Annotated in this window: 20 protein-coding genes; 16 read left to right on the top strand and 4 right to left on the bottom strand. The window is 55.7% G+C overall.

All coding sequences use genetic code 11. The features are described from left to right. The first annotated feature begins 13 nt into the window (after positions 1-13). The 8 genes from AC0V6K_RS03825 to AC0V6K_RS03790 all read left to right on the top strand — a co-directional run bounded on the left by AC0V6K_RS03825 (position 14) and on the right by AC0V6K_RS03790 (position 6516). Positions 14-475 (top strand): sulfatase family protein, encoded by a 462-nt coding sequence (locus AC0V6K_RS03825; RefSeq protein ID WP_472624957.1) that lies wholly within the window; start codon positions 14-16, stop codon positions 473-475. Then, positions 468-1685, top strand: a complete 1218-nt coding sequence (locus tag AC0V6K_RS03820; RefSeq protein ID WP_472626010.1) for a sulfatase-like hydrolase/transferase — start codon at positions 468-470, stop codon at positions 1683-1685. The genes AC0V6K_RS03825 and AC0V6K_RS03820 overlap by 8 nt, the downstream gene beginning before the upstream one ends. A gap of 12 nt (positions 1686-1697) precedes the next feature. After that, on the top strand, positions 1698-2333 hold the full coding sequence (locus AC0V6K_RS03815) for a hypothetical protein (protein WP_472624955.1): 636 nt from the start codon (positions 1698-1700) through the stop codon (positions 2331-2333). Further along, positions 2317-3567 carry a DsbA family protein gene (locus tag AC0V6K_RS03810; RefSeq protein ID WP_472624953.1) on the top strand — a complete coding sequence of 417 codons (1251 nt, stop codon included), beginning with the start codon at positions 2317-2319 and terminating at the stop codon, positions 3565-3567. The genes AC0V6K_RS03815 and AC0V6K_RS03810 overlap by 17 nt, the downstream gene beginning before the upstream one ends. A 48-nt stretch (positions 3568-3615) precedes the next feature. Next, positions 3616-4239, top strand: a complete 624-nt coding sequence (locus AC0V6K_RS03805; protein ID WP_472624951.1) for a TetR/AcrR family transcriptional regulator — start codon at positions 3616-3618, stop codon at positions 4237-4239. 2 nt (positions 4240-4241) lie between these two features. Further along, positions 4242-5156: a formylglycine-generating enzyme family protein gene (locus AC0V6K_RS03800; protein WP_472624949.1), complete on the top strand. Its 915-nt coding sequence runs from the start codon at positions 4242-4244 to the stop codon at positions 5154-5156. A gap of 73 nt (positions 5157-5229) precedes the next feature. Further along, a complete protein-coding gene (locus tag AC0V6K_RS03795; RefSeq protein ID WP_472624947.1) occupies positions 5230-5646 on the top strand; it encodes a DUF1330 domain-containing protein in 417 nt (138 codons plus the stop codon). A 15-nt stretch (positions 5647-5661) separates the two neighbouring features. Further along, positions 5662-6516 (top strand): type 1 glutamine amidotransferase domain-containing protein, encoded by an 855-nt coding sequence (locus tag AC0V6K_RS03790; protein WP_472624945.1) that lies wholly within the window; start codon positions 5662-5664, stop codon positions 6514-6516. On the opposite strand, the gene AC0V6K_RS03785 is transcribed toward AC0V6K_RS03790, so the two are convergent. The 3 genes from AC0V6K_RS03785 to AC0V6K_RS03775 are packed head-to-tail and all read right to left on the bottom strand — an operon-like array spanning position 6513 to position 9051. Further along, positions 6513-6977, bottom strand: a complete 465-nt coding sequence (locus AC0V6K_RS03785) for a hypothetical protein (RefSeq protein ID WP_472624943.1) — start codon at positions 6975-6977, stop codon at positions 6513-6515. The genes AC0V6K_RS03790 and AC0V6K_RS03785 overlap by 4 nt on opposite strands. Continuing rightward, complete coding sequence (locus AC0V6K_RS03780) at positions 6974-7966, bottom strand: glutathione S-transferase N-terminal domain-containing protein (RefSeq protein ID WP_486172556.1); 993 nt, start codon at positions 7964-7966, stop codon at positions 6974-6976. The genes AC0V6K_RS03785 and AC0V6K_RS03780 overlap by 4 nt, the downstream gene beginning before the upstream one ends. 14 nt (positions 7967-7980) lie before the next feature. Then, complete coding sequence (locus AC0V6K_RS03775) at positions 7981-9051, bottom strand: MBL fold metallo-hydrolase (RefSeq protein ID WP_472624939.1); 1071 nt, start codon at positions 9049-9051, stop codon at positions 7981-7983. Positions 9052-9162: 111 nt separating this feature from the next. Between AC0V6K_RS03775 and AC0V6K_RS03770 the strand changes: the two genes are divergently transcribed. Genes AC0V6K_RS03770 through AC0V6K_RS03755 form a run of 4 tightly spaced genes read left to right on the top strand, consistent with a single transcriptional unit; the run spans position 9163 to position 12528 of the window. Beyond that, complete coding sequence (locus AC0V6K_RS03770; protein ID WP_472624937.1) at positions 9163-10170, top strand: NADP-dependent oxidoreductase; 1008 nt, start codon at positions 9163-9165, stop codon at positions 10168-10170. Continuing rightward, entirely contained in the window at positions 10167-11129 is a 963-nt protein-coding gene (locus tag AC0V6K_RS03765) for a haloalkane dehalogenase (protein ID WP_472624935.1), read from the top strand. Before AC0V6K_RS03770 ends, AC0V6K_RS03765 begins: the two co-directional genes overlap by 4 nt. Next, the gene (locus AC0V6K_RS03760) at positions 11113-12198 is read left to right on the top strand and encodes a DUF2855 family protein (protein WP_472624933.1); all 1086 of its coding nucleotides are present in this window, start codon (positions 11113-11115) and stop codon (positions 12196-12198) included. The genes AC0V6K_RS03765 and AC0V6K_RS03760 overlap by 17 nt, the downstream gene beginning before the upstream one ends. 27 nt (positions 12199-12225) lie before the next feature. After that, positions 12226-12528 carry an EF-hand domain-containing protein gene (locus tag AC0V6K_RS03755; RefSeq protein WP_472624931.1) on the top strand — a complete coding sequence of 101 codons (303 nt, stop codon included), beginning with the start codon at positions 12226-12228 and terminating at the stop codon, positions 12526-12528. 121 nt (positions 12529-12649) lie between these two features. On the opposite strand, the gene AC0V6K_RS03750 is transcribed toward AC0V6K_RS03755, so the two are convergent. After that, positions 12650-13804, bottom strand: coding sequence for a glutathione S-transferase family protein (locus AC0V6K_RS03750; protein ID WP_472624929.1), 1155 nt, complete (start codon positions 13802-13804; stop codon positions 12650-12652). A 421-nt stretch (positions 13805-14225) separates the two neighbouring features. Between AC0V6K_RS03750 and AC0V6K_RS03745 the strand changes: the two genes are divergently transcribed. From AC0V6K_RS03745 to AC0V6K_RS03730, 4 genes are read left to right on the top strand one after another with little or no spacing between them, the layout of a single operon-like run. Further along, positions 14226-14978, top strand: a complete 753-nt coding sequence (locus AC0V6K_RS03745) for a sulfotransferase domain-containing protein (RefSeq protein ID WP_486172555.1) — start codon at positions 14226-14228, stop codon at positions 14976-14978. A 20-nt stretch (positions 14979-14998) separates the two neighbouring features. Next, on the top strand, positions 14999-15421 hold the full coding sequence (locus AC0V6K_RS03740; protein WP_472624925.1) for a lasso peptide biosynthesis B2 protein: 423 nt from the start codon (positions 14999-15001) through the stop codon (positions 15419-15421). Beyond that, positions 15411-16265 carry a sulfotransferase gene (locus AC0V6K_RS03735; RefSeq protein WP_486172554.1) on the top strand — a complete coding sequence of 285 codons (855 nt, stop codon included), beginning with the start codon at positions 15411-15413 and terminating at the stop codon, positions 16263-16265. Before AC0V6K_RS03740 ends, AC0V6K_RS03735 begins: the two co-directional genes overlap by 11 nt. Further along, a complete protein-coding gene (locus AC0V6K_RS03730) occupies positions 16265-16825 on the top strand; it encodes an aspartyl/asparaginyl beta-hydroxylase domain-containing protein (RefSeq protein WP_472624921.1) in 561 nt (186 codons plus the stop codon). Before AC0V6K_RS03735 ends, AC0V6K_RS03730 begins: the two co-directional genes overlap by 1 nt. The last annotated feature ends 87 nt before the right edge of the window (positions 16826-16912 follow it).

Raw genomic sequence — 16912 nt, 5'->3', positions numbered from 1 at the left:
CTAAGGTCAACTGATGAAGAGATGGCAAAAATGGGTCGCGGGAATTGCGGTTGTCGCAGCCGTATTGGGAACTCTGGCTTATCTCAATCGGACCTCGCTCATCCTTGCCTACGTTCGCTATCAGGCAAACCAAGTCCCAGTCGCCGAGAACCGGCCAGTCGAGTGGGCGCAGGGGCCTGCTGAGGCAGCGCAGCCGTCTGCTGACCGCCCGCCCAACATCGTTTTTATCCTCCTCGATGATTTGGGCATCAATGACCTTTCAACCTTCGGCGGAGGCGTCGCCGGAGGCTCAGTCCCGACGCCCAATATCGATCGACTGGCGGCAGAAGGCGCGATCTTCAACCAGGCTTATTCCGGGCACGCAACCTGCGCGCCCTCACGCGCAATGCTGATGACGGGGCGATACCCCACAAGGACTGGGTTTGAGTTCACTCCGACCCCCTCGGGATCTCGCCCCTGTCGTGCAAATGGTTAGCGAAACGATCCGCAGTGATTTGCCGCCATCGTTCTACGACGCAGAGCTAGACGATGCGAAGCCGCCATATGAGGATCAGGGCTTGCCTTCGAGCGAAGTGACCATTGCCGAAACGCTGAAAGAACGAGGCTATCACACTGTCCATATCGGCAAGTGGCATCTGGGCACTTCGGCAGGTTCCCTACCGAATGATCAAGGCTTTGATGAGAGCTTGTTGATGCGAAGCGGCAAGTTTTTACCCGACGATGATCCTGACGTGGTCAATGCCAAGCTTGAATTTGATCCGATCGATCATTTTCTCTGGGCCTCGATGACATATTCCACCTCATTCAACGGCGGCGAGCATTTCGAGCCCGGTGGCTATCTGACGGACTATTGGACTGACGAGACACTCAAAGTGATCGAAGCGAACCGGAACCGGCCGTTCTTTCTGTATCTGGCGCATTGGGCGCCGCACACGCCGCTGCAGGCCACCAAGGCCGACTACGACGCCTTGTCTCACATCTCCGACCATCGCCTACGGGTCTATGCGGCTATGATCCGTGCGCTTGATCGCAGCGTCGGCAGGATCATGGATAAGCTTGAGCGGGAAGGGCTCGCAGACAGCACGATGATCGTGCTGTCGAGCGACAATGGCGGGGCGGGCTATGTCGGCCTGCCTGAAATCAACGCTCCCTATCGCGGTTGGAAGATTACCATGTTCGAAGGGGGCATCCGGGTTCCGATGCTGCTTAGATGGCCAGGGCAGATTGCTGCTGGCACTCGCATTGATACGCCGGTCGCGCATATTGATGTCATGCCAACCCTTGCCTCGGTTGCCGGGGCGCGACTACCCGAAGGGGTCGCCATCGACGGGATCAATATCCTGCCCCTTGCGCGCGGCAATGGCTCGGTTGATCGACCAGACAACGCTCTTTTCTGGCAAAGCGGACATGCAAAGGTCGTGCGTGCAGGTGACTGGAAATTGCAGGTGAGCGGTCGTCTTAATAAGAAATGGCTGTTCGATCTCGCCAATGATCCGACCGAGCGACGCAATCTCGCGCAGGAGCGACCGGAGAAGCTTGCCGAGCTTCAGACATTACTTGATGCGCACCACAAGGATCGCACACCCGCGCTCTATCCGTCGGTGACAGACTCGCCAATAATGATCGACAAGACGCTGGCCGAGCAGTTCGAGCCGGGCGACGAGTATGTGTATTCGCCGAACTAAGAGGTGAGACAAATGAACCGCGAAAAATGGATTTGGCTTGGGGTTATTGGCGTTCTCTATGCCAGCTTCTGGATCTGGTACGGCGGCAATGGCGACCCGATTTCTGAGGAAGAGGGCTTGGAAATGCTGGCTGAGATCGAGCAGCTTCACGGCGTGAAGCTGGAGGATACTCCGGAAGGAAGCATGAGCCGCAACCTGCGCGCTATGCTGCCTAATGATGACGGCAAAGAGTTCTACGCCGTCAATCTGGAAACGCGCGCCGAGGGCGCAGAGGCGCTTGAAGCAGAGGCGGAATATGCCGCGATCGTTGTGCCATTGCTGCTTGAACGCGGGGGGCACCCGGTTTTTGTGAGTGAGCGCGCTGGGCTGATGCTCGGCAAATATGGTGATGAGATCGACCGGGTGGCGGTGGTGCGCTACCGCTCTTTGCGTGATCTTCTTGATATGATTGCCGATGAGAAAATGCTCGAAGGCAATGCCTTTAAGACCGCTTCGCTCGCGCATACGGAAGTGTTCATTACCCGACCGACAATCACCTTTGTACAGGTGCGGCTGATGGTGGGTATGCTCTTGGCATTGATTGCCATTGCGGGTGTAGGCGTGATTGGCTTGGTCCAAAAGCGGAGGGCCAATGCCTCTAAAGCCTGAGCCCGACAATAACCCAAACGGGCGGATGATGACCGATCCGCCTGCTGTGCTGCGTCACCTAATGCGGCGGATGTTCGACCGGGTGATTGTGCCCGAAAATCGCGCAAAGGCTCGTGCAAAAGCGGAAAAGCTGCGGGCAAAGGATGGCGCGCCACACCGCGTTGAATACTTCCACCAATATGATGATCCCTATTCGCATCTGGCTGAGCAGGTGTTGGACCGTTTTGCTGAGCGTTATGACGTTGAACTTATCCGCCACGAGGTGCGCGCAAGCGGCGGAAAGAACCAACCGGAGCTGGAAAAACTGAGCACATGGGCGCGCCGCGATGCGGAGCTGATCGCGCCGCATTATGGGCTCACCAAGCCATCAGAATTGCCGGTAAGCGAGGGTGGTGTGCCCGCCAAAGACGCGCTCGATGCTGGCAGTGCGCGTTTGGTCGAGCTGGGCCACTATTCAGGGGCCATGTTCTACTATGGCGGTGAATGGTATTGGGGAGTTGACCGGCTTTTCTACCTCGAAGAACGCCTGCGAGACCTCGGCCTTTGCCGCGATCCATCACTGCCCCTTATTTGCCCGCGTCCGGACATTGATGTGGCCGGCGTGGAGGCCTCTGGTCTGACGCTCGATTTCTATCCTTCGCTCAATTCGCCCTACACATCCATCATCTATGACAAGACGATCGCGATGGCGCGCGAATGCGGCATTGCGCTCAACCACAAGCCCGTTTTGCCGATGATCATGCGCGGTGTGCCAGCGACGCGCGCCAAGGGCCTCTACATCATGTTCGATACCAAGCGAGAGGCGGAGCATCTCGGTGTGGGTTTCGGTCCGGTGATGACCCCAATTGGGGAACCTACGCGGCAAATTTACTCGCTCCTTCCATGGGCGCGCGGGCAAGGGCGCGATACGCATCTGCTATCGGCGGCGCTCGATTTGGCCTTTCGCCAAGGGGTTGCTTTGCATCGCAAGGCGGGCCTCAAAAAGGCGGTTGAACAGGCTGGCCTCGACTGGAACGAAGCGCGCAAACATCTGGGCAGTGACAGATGGAAAGAAGAGACCGCGCGCAATCAGTTGGAGATGACCGAAGAGCTCGGCCTGTGGGGCGTGCCAAGCTATCGACTTAGCGGTGGCGAGGGATACGAAGACTTATGCGTCTGGGGTCAGGATCGCTTGTGGCTTATTGCCGCTGAAATTCGCAGGCGTTGCAAAGAGGCTGGAGTTGTGGCGCAATGAGTGCCACTGAATGCCCCAAACAGACAGGCCGAACACACAGGGAAGCCCATGGCTCGATCCAATATTGCAATTGTTGACGCGCTGAAATCCGAAACGCCCGAAAGCGATGGTCGCCGGGCTCGCAGTCAGGCGAGCCGCGCAAAGATTGTGCAGGCGGCCATGGATCTCATTGAGGCCGGTGAGGTGAGCCCCAGCACTGCCAATATCGCGAAAAAAGCAGGGGTCGGTCTGAGGTCGCTCTTCCGTCATTTCGACGACAAGGACGCCATTTACCGTGAAATTGATGCGATCCTCGTCAAAGCCTATCGGCCGATCATTGAGGCACCTTATACGTCAGATGATTGGCAGGAACGCCTGATGGAATTGGTTGAGCGCCGCTGCGAAGTGGGCGAGGCGGTTTCCCCTTTCCGCATCTCGACCACTGCTGCCCGCGGGCAATCCAAGTTTCTGAAAGAGAACTTTCAAAGGCTGCACGACAATGAAAAAGCGCGCCTAAATTCGATTCTGCCGAGCAATCTGCACACGGACACGGCTGCTGGGCGCGCAATTCTCGTGGCATTGAGCTTCGATACTTTTCGTATGTTGCGAGAAGATGAGCACCTGTCATTCAGCGAGGCGGTTGAGGCGATAAAGCAGCTGGTGCGAGACGTAATCAGCAGAACCCCCCGATAGCTATGCGTTGGACATGGGTCCTCGCGGCGATGCTTCTCGCCGCTTGCTCTGTGGGGCAAGACGAGCAGGCGACAATTGTTCACAAAGAGCAGTGCGAAGGAATTGCCGACGCTCAAATGATCTGGGTTGAAGGTGGCACCTTCACCATGGGCGAAAACCCCAAGTACCGCGAAGAAGGGCCGCCACGAGAGGTTACTGTCGCCGGGTTTTGGATGTCCCAAACCGAAGTCACTAATGCGCAATTTGCTGAGTTTGTGACTGAGACGGGATATATCACACAGGCCGAGCAACAGCCGCCTCAACTTCCTGGCGCTCCGCCCGAAATGCTTGAGCCTGGTTCGGCAGTTTTCCGTGTGCCCACACCTGACAATCCCAATTGGTGGGCATGGGGCGCGGGGGCGCAGTGGCGCTCTCCTTCCGCCGGCAAAAGCACCATAGAAGGACGTGACAATGACCCGGTGGTGCAAGTCACCTATGCCGATGCGCTCGCCTATGCTGAATGGGCTGGCATGACCCTGCCGAGTGAAGAGCAATGGGAATATGCGGCAAGGGCAGGGGCTGAGACATTGCCTGAACCCGTTGATGCAGCGGGCCAGCCTCAGGCCAATTATTACCAAGGGGTCTTTCCCGCCAAAGACTTGGGCGATGACGGCTACACCTCGCGCGCACCGGTGGGGTGCTTTGAAGCCAACGCCTATGGCCTCCACGATATGATCGGCAATGTCTGGGAATGGACGACCAGCAGCGCAGGCTCTGGCGAAGCGATCAATGTGATCAAGGGCGGGTCATTCCTGTGTGCCGCAAATTACTGTGCGCGATACAGACCGGCCGCGCGCCAATTCCAGGAGCGTGATCTTGGCACCGACCATATCGGGTTCCGGCTGGTTGATACGCAGCGACCTCCTCCGTCAGATTAGGTCACCCTCAATCTAGACATCGCCGCCCGCATTATATATTGACACTAATAGTGCAATAATATGGAGTAAGCGCATGCAGGTCGTGAACCAGACGATACCATCGCAAGAGCAGATGAAGGAGTTTTTCGGTTCGGGAGAAGACGGCCCCTTCGTGATGGTCAACCTGCTTAAATTCAAAAGGCGGGCCGAATACCCCGATGGCCGCGAGACTGATCTATCGGGCGCTGAGGCTTATGCAATCTACGGCGCAGCAGTTGGGAAATGTATTGCTGATGTGGGCGGAACACCGGGCTTTGCAGGCGAAGTTACGGGTCTTTTGCTTGGCGAGGTCGAGGAGAACTGGGACATGGTTGCCTTGGTCGAATATCCCTCCCTCGAAGCTTTCCGCACCATGATGACATCGTCCGAATATCAGAAGATTGCAGTGCACCGTTCGGCCGGCCTTGAGGGGCAGCTCAACATTCGAGCCAAAGCGCGTCCCCTCGGGTAGCTGGAGCAACATGAAATGAAGAAGCTTGCTCTGTTTGCTGGCATTCCGCTTTTCTTGATCGCGGGCCTCGCATTGGCTTTGCCATCGATCCTCAACGCGGCCGGCTTGCATCCAGAATACGAAGGCGTCGAGGTTGAGTTGACCGGCAAGCGTGCGCTTATCATCACGACGAGTCATGACACGCTCAACAAGCCCGGAGAAACGGGGGGCGATCCGACAGGCGTGTTTGGGTCGGAGATGACGGAACCCTATTATGAGTTTGTTGCAGGAGGGATGCAGGTCGATATCGCAAGCATTAGCGGCGGCGAAGTCCCGATCGACCCGCAGAGCTTTCTCTACATGATAAAAACCGATGCCGATGAGCGTTTCCTCGAGGATGCTCAGTTCCAGGCAAAGGCTCAAAACTCGATCCCGATCAGCGCAGTCAATGTATCAGAATACGACGTGATCTTCCTAGCCGGAGGCTGGGGCCCTGCTTATGACTTTCCCGAGTCAGAGGCTTTGGCAAACTTGGTGAGCGAAGCCTATTACGCTGACCATAGACCAATCCTTGCAGGCGTTTGTCACGGCCCATTGGGATTTGTCCGCGCGCTCGACGATGAAGGCAACTTGTTGATCGCGGGCCGCCGGATGACCGGGGTTACGGACAAACAGGTCAAAGAGCTGGGCATCGAAATCACGCCCTATCACCCGGAAACCGAGCTCCGCAAAGCAGGCGCTCTGTTTGAATCGCAGAACGCGTTCAGGGATATGTTCGCCAACCACGTCGTCGTCGATGATGAGAAACGCTTCGTGACCGGTCAGAACCAGAATGCGGGGGCGCAGGTTGCCAACACAGCGATGGTGCTGGTTAGCCAATCAGGCTCCTAATCGGCCTTCTTCTCCGGCCAGAGCGCCAAGACCAGCATGACCAAAGCGATAATCGGGAAGATATTGGCGGCCGTCGCCCCCGGCGCGGTGCCAACGGTTTCAAGCGGCTTATGGATGCCAACGAGCTTGCGCCCGCCATATTCTAGGAAAATGAAGACCCACAATAGCGGGATCATCGACTTATAGCGGATCGCGGCAAGTAGCATCACCAGCCCCATCGCGAGCTGAGCCAAGCCCCACAAGGCAAAGATCGAGACTATGCCCTGCGCGCCGCCTTGTGTGTAGGTGTCGAGCGGAATGGTTGCGATGCTCTGCGCGCCGCCATCGGGCGCGAAGATATGGTGCTGACTGCGCCACAGAGTCATCGCTGTCAGCGGGTAAAAAACCCACAAGGCGATTCTGTTGCCGCGATAGACATTGTCGAAGTGCGCCGGGAAGAGTCGTTCGAGAATGTGTTTCATTGGAATAGAGACCTCAAACCTGCTGCGTCCAAAATGGGGTCGACCGCAAGGCGTGTCCCTTGCTCCAGCCCTTCATATCGGCCGCGCAAATCGGCCAGGCACTTGAGCTGATATTTGAACGTCCCCTGCTCGTAAGGCATGCCATCCACTTCGATCTGGAAGGTTTCTTCGCCAGCCTGCATGGCGGCTTCATTGGCGAGGAGGAAGGGCACATAAACCCGTCCCACTTCGGCGAGCAGTGTCTCCACCACTGGCTTTAATAGGGCGCCTTCTTCGTCCCATTCGCCATCGATCCCCGACGCATCGTCAACGTGGAGGAGCCAGCGAAATGCGTAGGGGAAATCTTTGCGCATCATGGCTTGCGCGGTGGGGTCGACGCCCAGCTGTGAGATTTGGCCAAAGATGCTGATCTCTGCAAGCGAAGGACGCGTACCAAACAGCCAATGTTCGTTGACGACATGATCTTCGAGCGCCTGCATCACACGGCGAGTAGAATCTTCGATCAGTGGGAAGTTTGCGGCCGTGCAACCCACGATTGCCATTCGTCCAACTTGGCGGTCACGGAACATCTTGGCCATGCCCTGACTTGCGTCAAGTCCACCGCCTTTTAGTGCATCGAAGGTAAGCCAGCAGCTCATTTGAAGTTGATCGACTTCCTCCAGCCAGCGGTATCCAAACATCGCTTTGGTCAACCATTCGTCGGCAAAGTCTTCGAGAAGGTGCGCGATAAAGGCCTTCGCAGGATCAGTTGGAACAACGCTGCGCTGAGCATGCCGTTCTTCCAGATCATATAGCACGGGCGTGGAATCGTTTCTGAAACTGCCATCGGGATATTCAATCACGGGGATGACCGGCGGGAGCGATTTTTCTGCCGCCAATTGTTGGACATAGGCGCCTGATGACCAGACATGCGTAATCCGGCGATAGCGCATCAGCGCGCGCATTTTCATCGAGTATGGTGAGCCCAAAGCTCCGTGGATCGTGTACAATTTGTGCCCGCCCTTCACATCAATTGCGATTGTTCGATTGTGACGCCATTCGCGGGAAGGGAAATCAACATCCCGTCTTCTCCCACCACAATCGGTCCGTCGAAATGGTCTTCTGCGCCGCCTAGAAATGCCGGATACAAAAAGCTGGAGGGGAGCGGTGGGACCAAATGTGACAGCACCAGCATCTTTGTACCTGCAGCTTGCGCGCTTTTGGCCGCGTCCTCGGGCGATGCGTGATAGTCTTTGATGTCAAACATGACTTTGGCTGTGTTCGCATTGCCTTGTGCTTCAAGAGCCTCTTGCATTTGCGTGACCATGGCCGGCTGCAAAGCCTCGTGGACAATCACATCGGCGCCCTTGCAAACACGCTCAAGATTCGGGGAGCGGATCGTGTCGCCGCTGATGCAGACCGAGCGGCCGTCATAGTCGAACCTGTATCCAACTGATGGGTCAATCGGCTCATGCGCAACTCGGAAAGCCGTTATGGTCAGGCCGTCCGCTTCAAGGATAACGGCGCTGTCGCCTTCCATTTCAAATGGCCTCGCCTCAGCGCCCCCACCGCTCGAAGGCGCGACCACTTCTCCGTGGTGCGCCGTGCGATAGGTGTCATCCGTGGCGTACGCGGCGTTGAAACCGTCAACAACCGCCTCAACCCCCACGGGGCCATAGACGGGAAGCGGGGCGGCGTTGCTCCCGCGGATCCAGTGGTTGAGCATCAAAGGCCCCATTCCATCGATATGGTCGGAGTGGAAATGGGTGAGCAGAAGTGCACTAACATCACTCGCATTCACGCCCATCAAAGATATGTTGCGCGCACCGCCTTCGCCAATATCGACGATGAACATTTGCTCGCCGGCGATTACAATGTTGCACGGACCAGCCCGGTCAATATTTGGCATGGGAGAACCGGTCCCGCAAAGGCCGACATGCAAGCCATCGGCAAGCTCAGAAGTACTATCGCGCCCGACATTTTGCTCGACCGCGCGCTGAAAGAGCCAAGCACCAATCGGCTTTTGAAATAGGATTACGCCTGCGACACCCAAAACGATGAGTGCAGCTATCCCAAATGCGAACTTCTTCGCCATGTCTTCTCTCCCAACCAAACAAGAGCTGACACTTCGAGTGCCGAAAAGCAATTGCCAAGCGTCCGTCCTTCATGCAATATGGCACTATAAGTGTCAATATAAGGGATGAACATGGAAGCCGTTCAAATCCGAATGCGGGAGTATCCCGGCGCTCGCCCAGCGCGCGACGTTTGGCAGCTGACCCGCGATCCATTGCGGCCGCTGGTCGATGGCGAAGTGGCGGTTGCGCTCCATACGATCTCGATTGATCCGGGTATGAGCGGATGGATCACCAACAAGCGCAGCTACATGCCTCCGGTGAAACCGGGCGGAGTGATGCGCGCCTTTGGCGTGGGCGAGGTTATTGAGAGCAAGTCTGATCATTTCTCGCTCGGCGATTGGGTGACAGGCTTTACCGGCGTTCAGACACACGGCGTTTATCGCGGTGAGAACCTACGGCGGATTGAGACCGCGCTTGCTCCCCCTGAAAAGTTCCTCAGCGGGTTTGGGATGACCGGCTACACCGGCTTTTTCGGCATGAGCGACATTGGCCAGCCAAAGGAGGGCGAAACCGTGGTCGTCTCCGCAGCTTCCGGCGCGGTCGGCTCTATCGCTGCACAGGTTGCCAAGGCGGCTGGTGCGCGGGTCATTGGCATAGCAGGTGGCCCGGAGAAGTGCGCGTACTTGCAGAGTGAGCTGGGTCTTGATCACGCGATTGACTACAAGAACTGCAATATGCGTGACGCGCTCAAAGAAGCATGTCCCGATGAAATCGACCTTTTTTTCGACAATGTCGGCGGCAAGACTTTGGAGGCGGTGCTGGGCCTCATGAAGTATCAAGGACGGATCGTCGTGTGCGGGGCAATCTCGCAATATACCGATTTTGCAGGCGCTCGGGGTCCGGCCAATTTCATGGCGGTGGTCACCCACAGCCTGACCATTCGCGGCTTTACCATGCGCGATTACATGCACCGCATTCCCGAAGCGTTCGAATGGCTCGTTCCCGCGTGGAAGGGCGGGCGGCTAAAGATGCGCGAGCATGTGGTTGAGGGGATCGAAAACTTCCCCGACGCCTATGACATGATCTTTCGCGGTGAAAACCACGGCAAGCTGCTTTTGAAAGTGGGCGGTTCACAATGAACCTTTTGCGCACGCCAGACGCCTGTTTCGAAGGGCTCGCTGATTTTCCCTTTGTCGCGAATTACGTTGATGTCTCCGACCAGGAAGGCGGAACATTGCGCATGGCCTATGTCGATGAGGGACCGCGCGACGGCCCTGTGGTGGTGATGATCCACGGCAATCCGACTTGGAGCTTTATGTGGCGCAAGCTCATCCGGGTCTTGGTGGAAAACGGCTACCGCGCGATCGCCATAGACCTCATCGGGATGGGGCGTTCAGACAAGCCTACACAGATGAGCGACTATACAATTGCCCGTCATGAAGCGTGGGTCAAAGAGGCCCTCTTTGAAATGCTCCGCCTTAAAGACGCGCATTTCATCCTGCACGACTGGGGCGGTATCATTGGCCTTCGCGCTATCGCCGATCATCAGGACCGCGTCGCCAGCGTTATCATGTCGAACACTGCGCTGCCGGTCCGTGATCCCACTGAGCCGATTGCAAGAATGGCGCGCAAGGGTGCCGGGATGCTTCGCAGCTTTCAGCTCTACGTGCGCTTCCGGAAGAACTGGCAGCATTGGAAAACGCTGAGCCGCGTGGCCCTGAACGACATGCCGCCCGAGGATGTAGCGGGCTTTGCCGCGCCTTATCCGGACAAGCGGTATCTGGCCGGCAATCGCCAGTTTACCCAGATGTTACCGACGCGCAATGACAATCCGATGCTGACCGAAAACTGGCACGCACTGCAAAAGCTCAAGCGCTTCGAGAAGCCGTTTCTGACGCTCTACTCGGACAAGGATCAGGTCGCACCCAAGGGTTATCGGAGCGTTCGTCCAGCCATCCCGGGAACCCGCGATTATGAACCCGTCATTCTCGAAGGCGGCTCGCACTTTCTGCTTGAAGACATTCCAGAAGCCTATGGGCGCGAAGTTCTCGCGTTCTTGAATTCAATCAAAGGAAATTCCCATGACGACAGTGACTGAGCTCTGGGTGGACCGCGCTGACCTGCGACGCACAAAGGTTGTTCAAGCCGAGCAAGCCCCTCTTAAAGAGGGACAAATCCGCGTCGCCATCGACAAGATGGGTCTCACGTCGAACAACGTCAGCTATGCCGTATCAGGCGATTTTATAGGTTATTGGAAGTACTTCCCCGCAACGGGCGAATGGGGCAAGGTGCCGGGCTGGGCCATGGGTGATGTGGTGGAATCGCGCAGCGATGACATTGCCTTGGGCGAACGCCTCTATGGCTTCTTCCCAATGTCCAGCGAAGTCGTGCTCGAGCCTAGGAAGGTCACTGACGATACCTTCATGGACGGATCCCCCCACCGCCGCGAGCTGCCCGCGCTCTACAACCAATATCTGCGCACTCAAGGAGAGCCAGAATTCCTCAAATCCTTGGAAGACGAACGCTGTCTGCTCTTCCCGCTCTTCATAACCTCCTTTGTGCTCTACGATTATCTGATCGACAATGCGTTCTTTGGCGCGCAGCAAGTCGTGATCGGCTCGGTGTCTTCAAAGACAGGCTTTGGCCTTGCGCACCTGCTCAAGAATGATCCCAAGGTGGGGCAGAAGGTCATCGGGCTTACCTCGCCGCGCAATGTCGAGTTTGTCGAAGGCCTTGGCTGCTGCGACCAGATCGTGACGTATGGCGAGGAAAGCGCAATTGATGCCGCTCTCACCACCGCGTGGGTCGATATGTCCGGCGACGGGCCGCTTACTAATAGGCTGCATCATATGCTGGGCGATAACATGGTCGAGAGCTGCATTGTCGGGGCAACGCATTGGGACGCAGATGGTAGCCGTGACAAAGAGCTGCCCGGTGCGGTGCCAACCTTCTTCTTTGCCCCTGGCCATATCGCCAAACGCGATGCGGAATGGGGTCAGGGTGAGATTTGGCGACGCGGTTCCGAGGCGGGCGCAGCGATTGCCGCGTCAATCGCGGATCAGATTTCAGTTGAACCCATCTCAGGTTCAGACGACGTCGCTAGGATCTGGTGCGATATGCTCGACAATAAGATATCGCCCAGTCGCGGGATCATGATTTCGCTTTAATACTCCATCTCTGCCGGAGAATGCCTGATGAAAATTTCTACAATTGTTGCTGTGTCCGCTCTGCTCATTGGCGCGCCGACGATGGCAAAGGAAAAAAATGACGATCGGGCGAAGGCGCGGGAAAATTTCCAGCAGGCTGACGCAGATAATAACGGCAAGCTGACCCCTGCAGAGTTTAGAAACTTCATCAATGCCAATGCTGATGATGGATTGGGTCGCGCAGGCATGGTGCGCCGCTTTGGCGCGTATGGAACGGCATTTGATCGGGTGGACAAGAACAAGGATGGCGTGGTGACAGCACTCGAGCTTGCAGCGGCAAAACGAAACTGAGCCACAAGCTTGAAGAAATCGCGCAGTATCTCTGACGTTAAAGCTATCAGTTTTTCCGGCCGATCGAAGGTGATTGCTGCCACGCCAAGTTCGACTGCGTAGTGAGGGTTCTAATCCCTCGTTACTGTTTAGATCCCCATACCTCCTGATTGTCGTGTCGTTCCATCCTGCGAGAGGGGCGGAGATTGAATAGGCTTTCGAGTCTTGTGCTTTCAAAGACGGAGCGGATTGAGGTCTGATCTTTCTCCGGCTGGCGATCAAATGCGTCGTGGAGGCGTTGCAGGAGATAGAAACGATAAGGGATGACAACCGTTTCGATTGTCCGCCCTCTCCATTCAAATGGTGCCAGTCCCAAGCCGCTTTTCATGGATTTGTTGTTGGTCGGTGATCCGGCCTCGACCTCAGGATGACGGTCCAACCAACTGTTGGCGCGCGCCACATGCGCAGTGATTTCAGCAAGGTAGTCATCAGCGATGAAGCGCATAAGTTCGAGCAGGCTTTCAGGCAGGTCGTCGCCCGCTACCAACTTACCTTCCCAGTCTGCCATGGCTTCATCGACAAAGGTCTCGGCCATGTTCATCCGCTCAACCCAGCGAAACACATTGGGAGCGCTGACTTGCATCAACCGTAATGGAACAGGGTCACGGGCGAGGTGAGCGTACATCGCGCCGATCAAGCCATAGTCGGCAATTGTAGCGTGGCCGCCAAGAATGAAGGGATGCTCCCCTAAATGTTGCTCCATAAGCAACAGGAACTGGCCGTAACTCTCCTCGACCAGTTTGTAGGTTTTGGGATTGACCCCGAACACTTCGGCCGCCTTTCTCATGCGGCCACTGGCGTGTAGGAAAGTTGCATCTTCTGCCTCCTTGGGAAGGCCCGATGGGAGCACATCGCGGAATGTCTCCCGCAGGAAGGGCAGGTTCACTTCGTCGAAGTTCCAGCGATAATGCATCGCAGGGCGAAGGAGACCGTGCGATCCAAATAATTCGAACAGGTGCGCAATGGCCAGCAGCTTGGGGTCTGCCGGATAGATTGGATTCTTGCTGAACCCAGCGCCATCCAAATGATCGATTATGTCTGCACCGTCCTGAATGATCGACCCTTCAGGGGTTTTGATGACGGGTATGATCCAGCGACCAATCTGCGGGACAATCTCGCCTGTGAACCCCTCGCTGCCAGCTTTCACTTCCGTGAAGGGAACAGCGTGCATGCGCATGTAGGAGCGAGCCCTTGCTGTGTAGAGCGATCCGGCCATTCCATAGAGCGTGTAGGTCATTGTCACCTTTCACCGTCAATATTGTCTATTATGGCACTATTAGTGCAAATAGATGTGCTCGGCAATGAGTGGTTTTCTCGATTGGGTCGAGCAGCCCCATGCAGATCAAGCTTACATGCCTTGCGTCCGCTTCCACCCCCGATTTCGACATATGAACTATGCGAGAAAGCATCCTTAAGCGGACGCACGTCGGAGACGAGTTGTTACATGACTGCCTCCACCATCAAGCGTAACAATGGGTAACAAAACCGCCAAAGGCTCTACTAAAAGAAGGCCGAAACTTCGGGCTCAGACCAGTCTGAATGTGACAAGACGGCAACTAACTCAATAATGTAGCCGCACCTATGCTCGAAATTTTTGACACTGGCTTTTGCCTGGATAAAATTCTGATGATACGTCACTTTGATGGCGTTCCGAGTTGATGAGGCTCCCGTTGATAGTTGTTCTCACGCTGGGCAGGTCGGGATCATCGCTCTTGATGCGAACCCTGGGTATGCTCGATTACGAGATTGTCGGTCGCAGATTTGACGATCATAGCGATCCGGATGTCCAAAGCAGGCATGTGAACCTGAATCCGTTCGGCTACTATGAAGATCCTGACATATTTTATGGCGGTCCACGATCAGAAGTTTTTCGGCAGCATTTGACATCAGGATCGAGCCGCAAGGCGTGCAAAATGGATATGCGGTATTTCACCGACGAAAGTCAGTTGCCTGATTGGCGTCTGGTTGCGCCGGAAATTTCCCGTTTGATTATTTCGGTCCGAGATCCGTCAGAGCAAGCGCACTCGGAATGGTTGGCTTCTGCTCGGCAGGAAGAACTGTCTTCGGCAAAATCGAAGTTCACCTTCGTCTCGAAGTTCCTCTCTGACTACGAAAAAACCGTGGGCGCGATACAAGGCGTGATGGAGGGACCGTTACACTTCTTGGCATCAAGAACGTGCTTCGTCGATTACTCTGAAGCGAGGAATCCTGCTCGCTATGTGCGACGCTTGTGTGAATTGGCCGGCGTTCAGCCGCAGTCGGATCGGATGGTTGCCGCTGCTTCGAACATTTCACCAAATCTGTACCGCATAAAGCGCGATGATCTTTCTTCTGAAGAGACGAGTTGGGCCAACACGCTTGGTGCCCAAGACGCCTATCGTTCTGTGCTACAGCTGGCTTCTATCGATTGATCCATCTCTTCAGGCAACATATGCTCTATATTCCAATCGCGCTTGCCAAAGCACTGGAAACGGCTCTGACACTGCTTTGGGCTTTGCTATTGGTCAAGCTCGTCCCGTTCCGCTTTTGGCGTGCAGCCATTGGACCGGTGCAATCGGATGCAAATGCGCCGATCCAGGAACCGTCCCAACGGGATCGCAAAGCCGCGCGGACAATCGCGTGGCGGGTGGAACGATGCGTGTATTATCTGCCGTTTGAGATCCTTTGCCTTCCCAAAGCGATGGCCGCGCGCTGGATACTCAATCGCCGCGGCGTTCAAACACAGCTTTATTTTGGGGCGCGGCGCAAAGAAGAGGAGGGCGGACTGGATATGCACGCATGGCTGAAATGCGGAGAAGTTGACGTCTCTGGCGTTAGCCAACTCAGCCAATATAGCGGTTTCGTTGAGCGATAGGATGAGCGTCTCTCAGACCCTTAAGGGTGCAACAGGTGAGGTGTTGGGAGCACAGGCCAATCTGCCCGAAACCCTTGCGGATCATCTCTTTCTCATCAGTCCCAACAATAGCGGCTCCACCTTTGTCGCAAGGGCACTTGAGACCTGCCAAGACATCTGGCGCTTGCCGCGTGAGGGGCAGCATATGCTGGGCTATCGTGGCCCTGATCTCGCAATTGATCAAAAGGAACTCGTATGGGCGGCTTCAGAGCCATATCTTGAAAGCATCCAGGATCCCTCGCTCTATGATTGGGAGCGGACGAAGCAAGCCTGGTATTTTCAAGCGAAGGGTCATCATGCAGGTGCGACTACATTCTTCACCAAAGCTCCGCCCTTTCTTGCAGTGTTCGATCAATTACTCGCAGCGTTTGATGGGGCCATGATCATCTTCCTTGTGCGCAATCCTTATGCAGTGGTCGAAGCGATTTGCCGCTACAATCCCACGCGCATGTCCATTCGGGACGAGGCTTTGCAGGTTGCCGCAGCTCACATTGTGAATTGTTTTGCAATGATGCGCCGCAATATTGACAGCATGTCTCGGCCTTACGCCTTTTTCACCTATGAGGAATTATGCGCTGATCCGGCTGAGGCAGCGCGTAAGGTATGTGAATTGATGCCCCGCCTTGGCGATCTCGACTTTGATCAAAAGCTTCAGGTCAAAGGGCGTTACAATGAACGTCTGCGCAATATGAACGCCGATCAGATCGACCGATTGTCACGCAAGGATATCGCCACAATCAATCAGCTCTTTGTTAGCAATGAACAATTGCTAAATAGCTTTGGCTACGAGGTTCTGAGCGAGTGATGATCAAGCAAGTTCAAAAACCAGAGGCTTACCGCGAGCTTGGGAAATTTGACGTCAGCGAGCTGGTGGCTTTGGTGGAACGTCTGCCCGATACCCTTTGGGAGATCGAAGATGCGCGCAAGGAGAACGATTTCGAAGTCTTTCACAGCACGCAGCACATAATTTTCCGCTTCACCCCTGGTAACCGCGATCCGAGGGAATTTTACACCAACCCGATTTGGCGAGTATGGGAGTCCAAATTGCTCCCATTGATGAATGCCATTACAGACCAATATGACCACAAACAGCGGGTCTATTCCAAGATCATGTTAGCCCGCCTTTTGGCAGGCCATGCAATAGACCCCCATTTCGATGGAGCGGGGGCTAACCTCCTGACCCACAAAGTTCACGTGCCTTTGATTAGCAATCAACACGCGATGTTCGAGAGCAATGGCGAATGCCGTCATCTTGAGGTGGGACAGGCTTATGAGGTGAATAACATCGTACGCCACGCAGCGCGCAATTTCGGCGATGACCACCGTGTGCATCTAATCTTTGAGCACTACGATGCGGCCAATTAGCCAGCAGCCAAAAACATGGGCGAGCCATTGCTTGCCCGTCCATAATCCTCGGCTCTTCAATGAAGCGCAATGCAGTGAGTGAGAGGC

The sequence above is a fragment of the Erythrobacter sp. S43 genome (genome assembly GCF_057364955.1).
The sequence above is the reverse complement of the archived record's forward strand: the minus strand, read 5'-3'. Positions and strand labels throughout refer to the sequence as shown.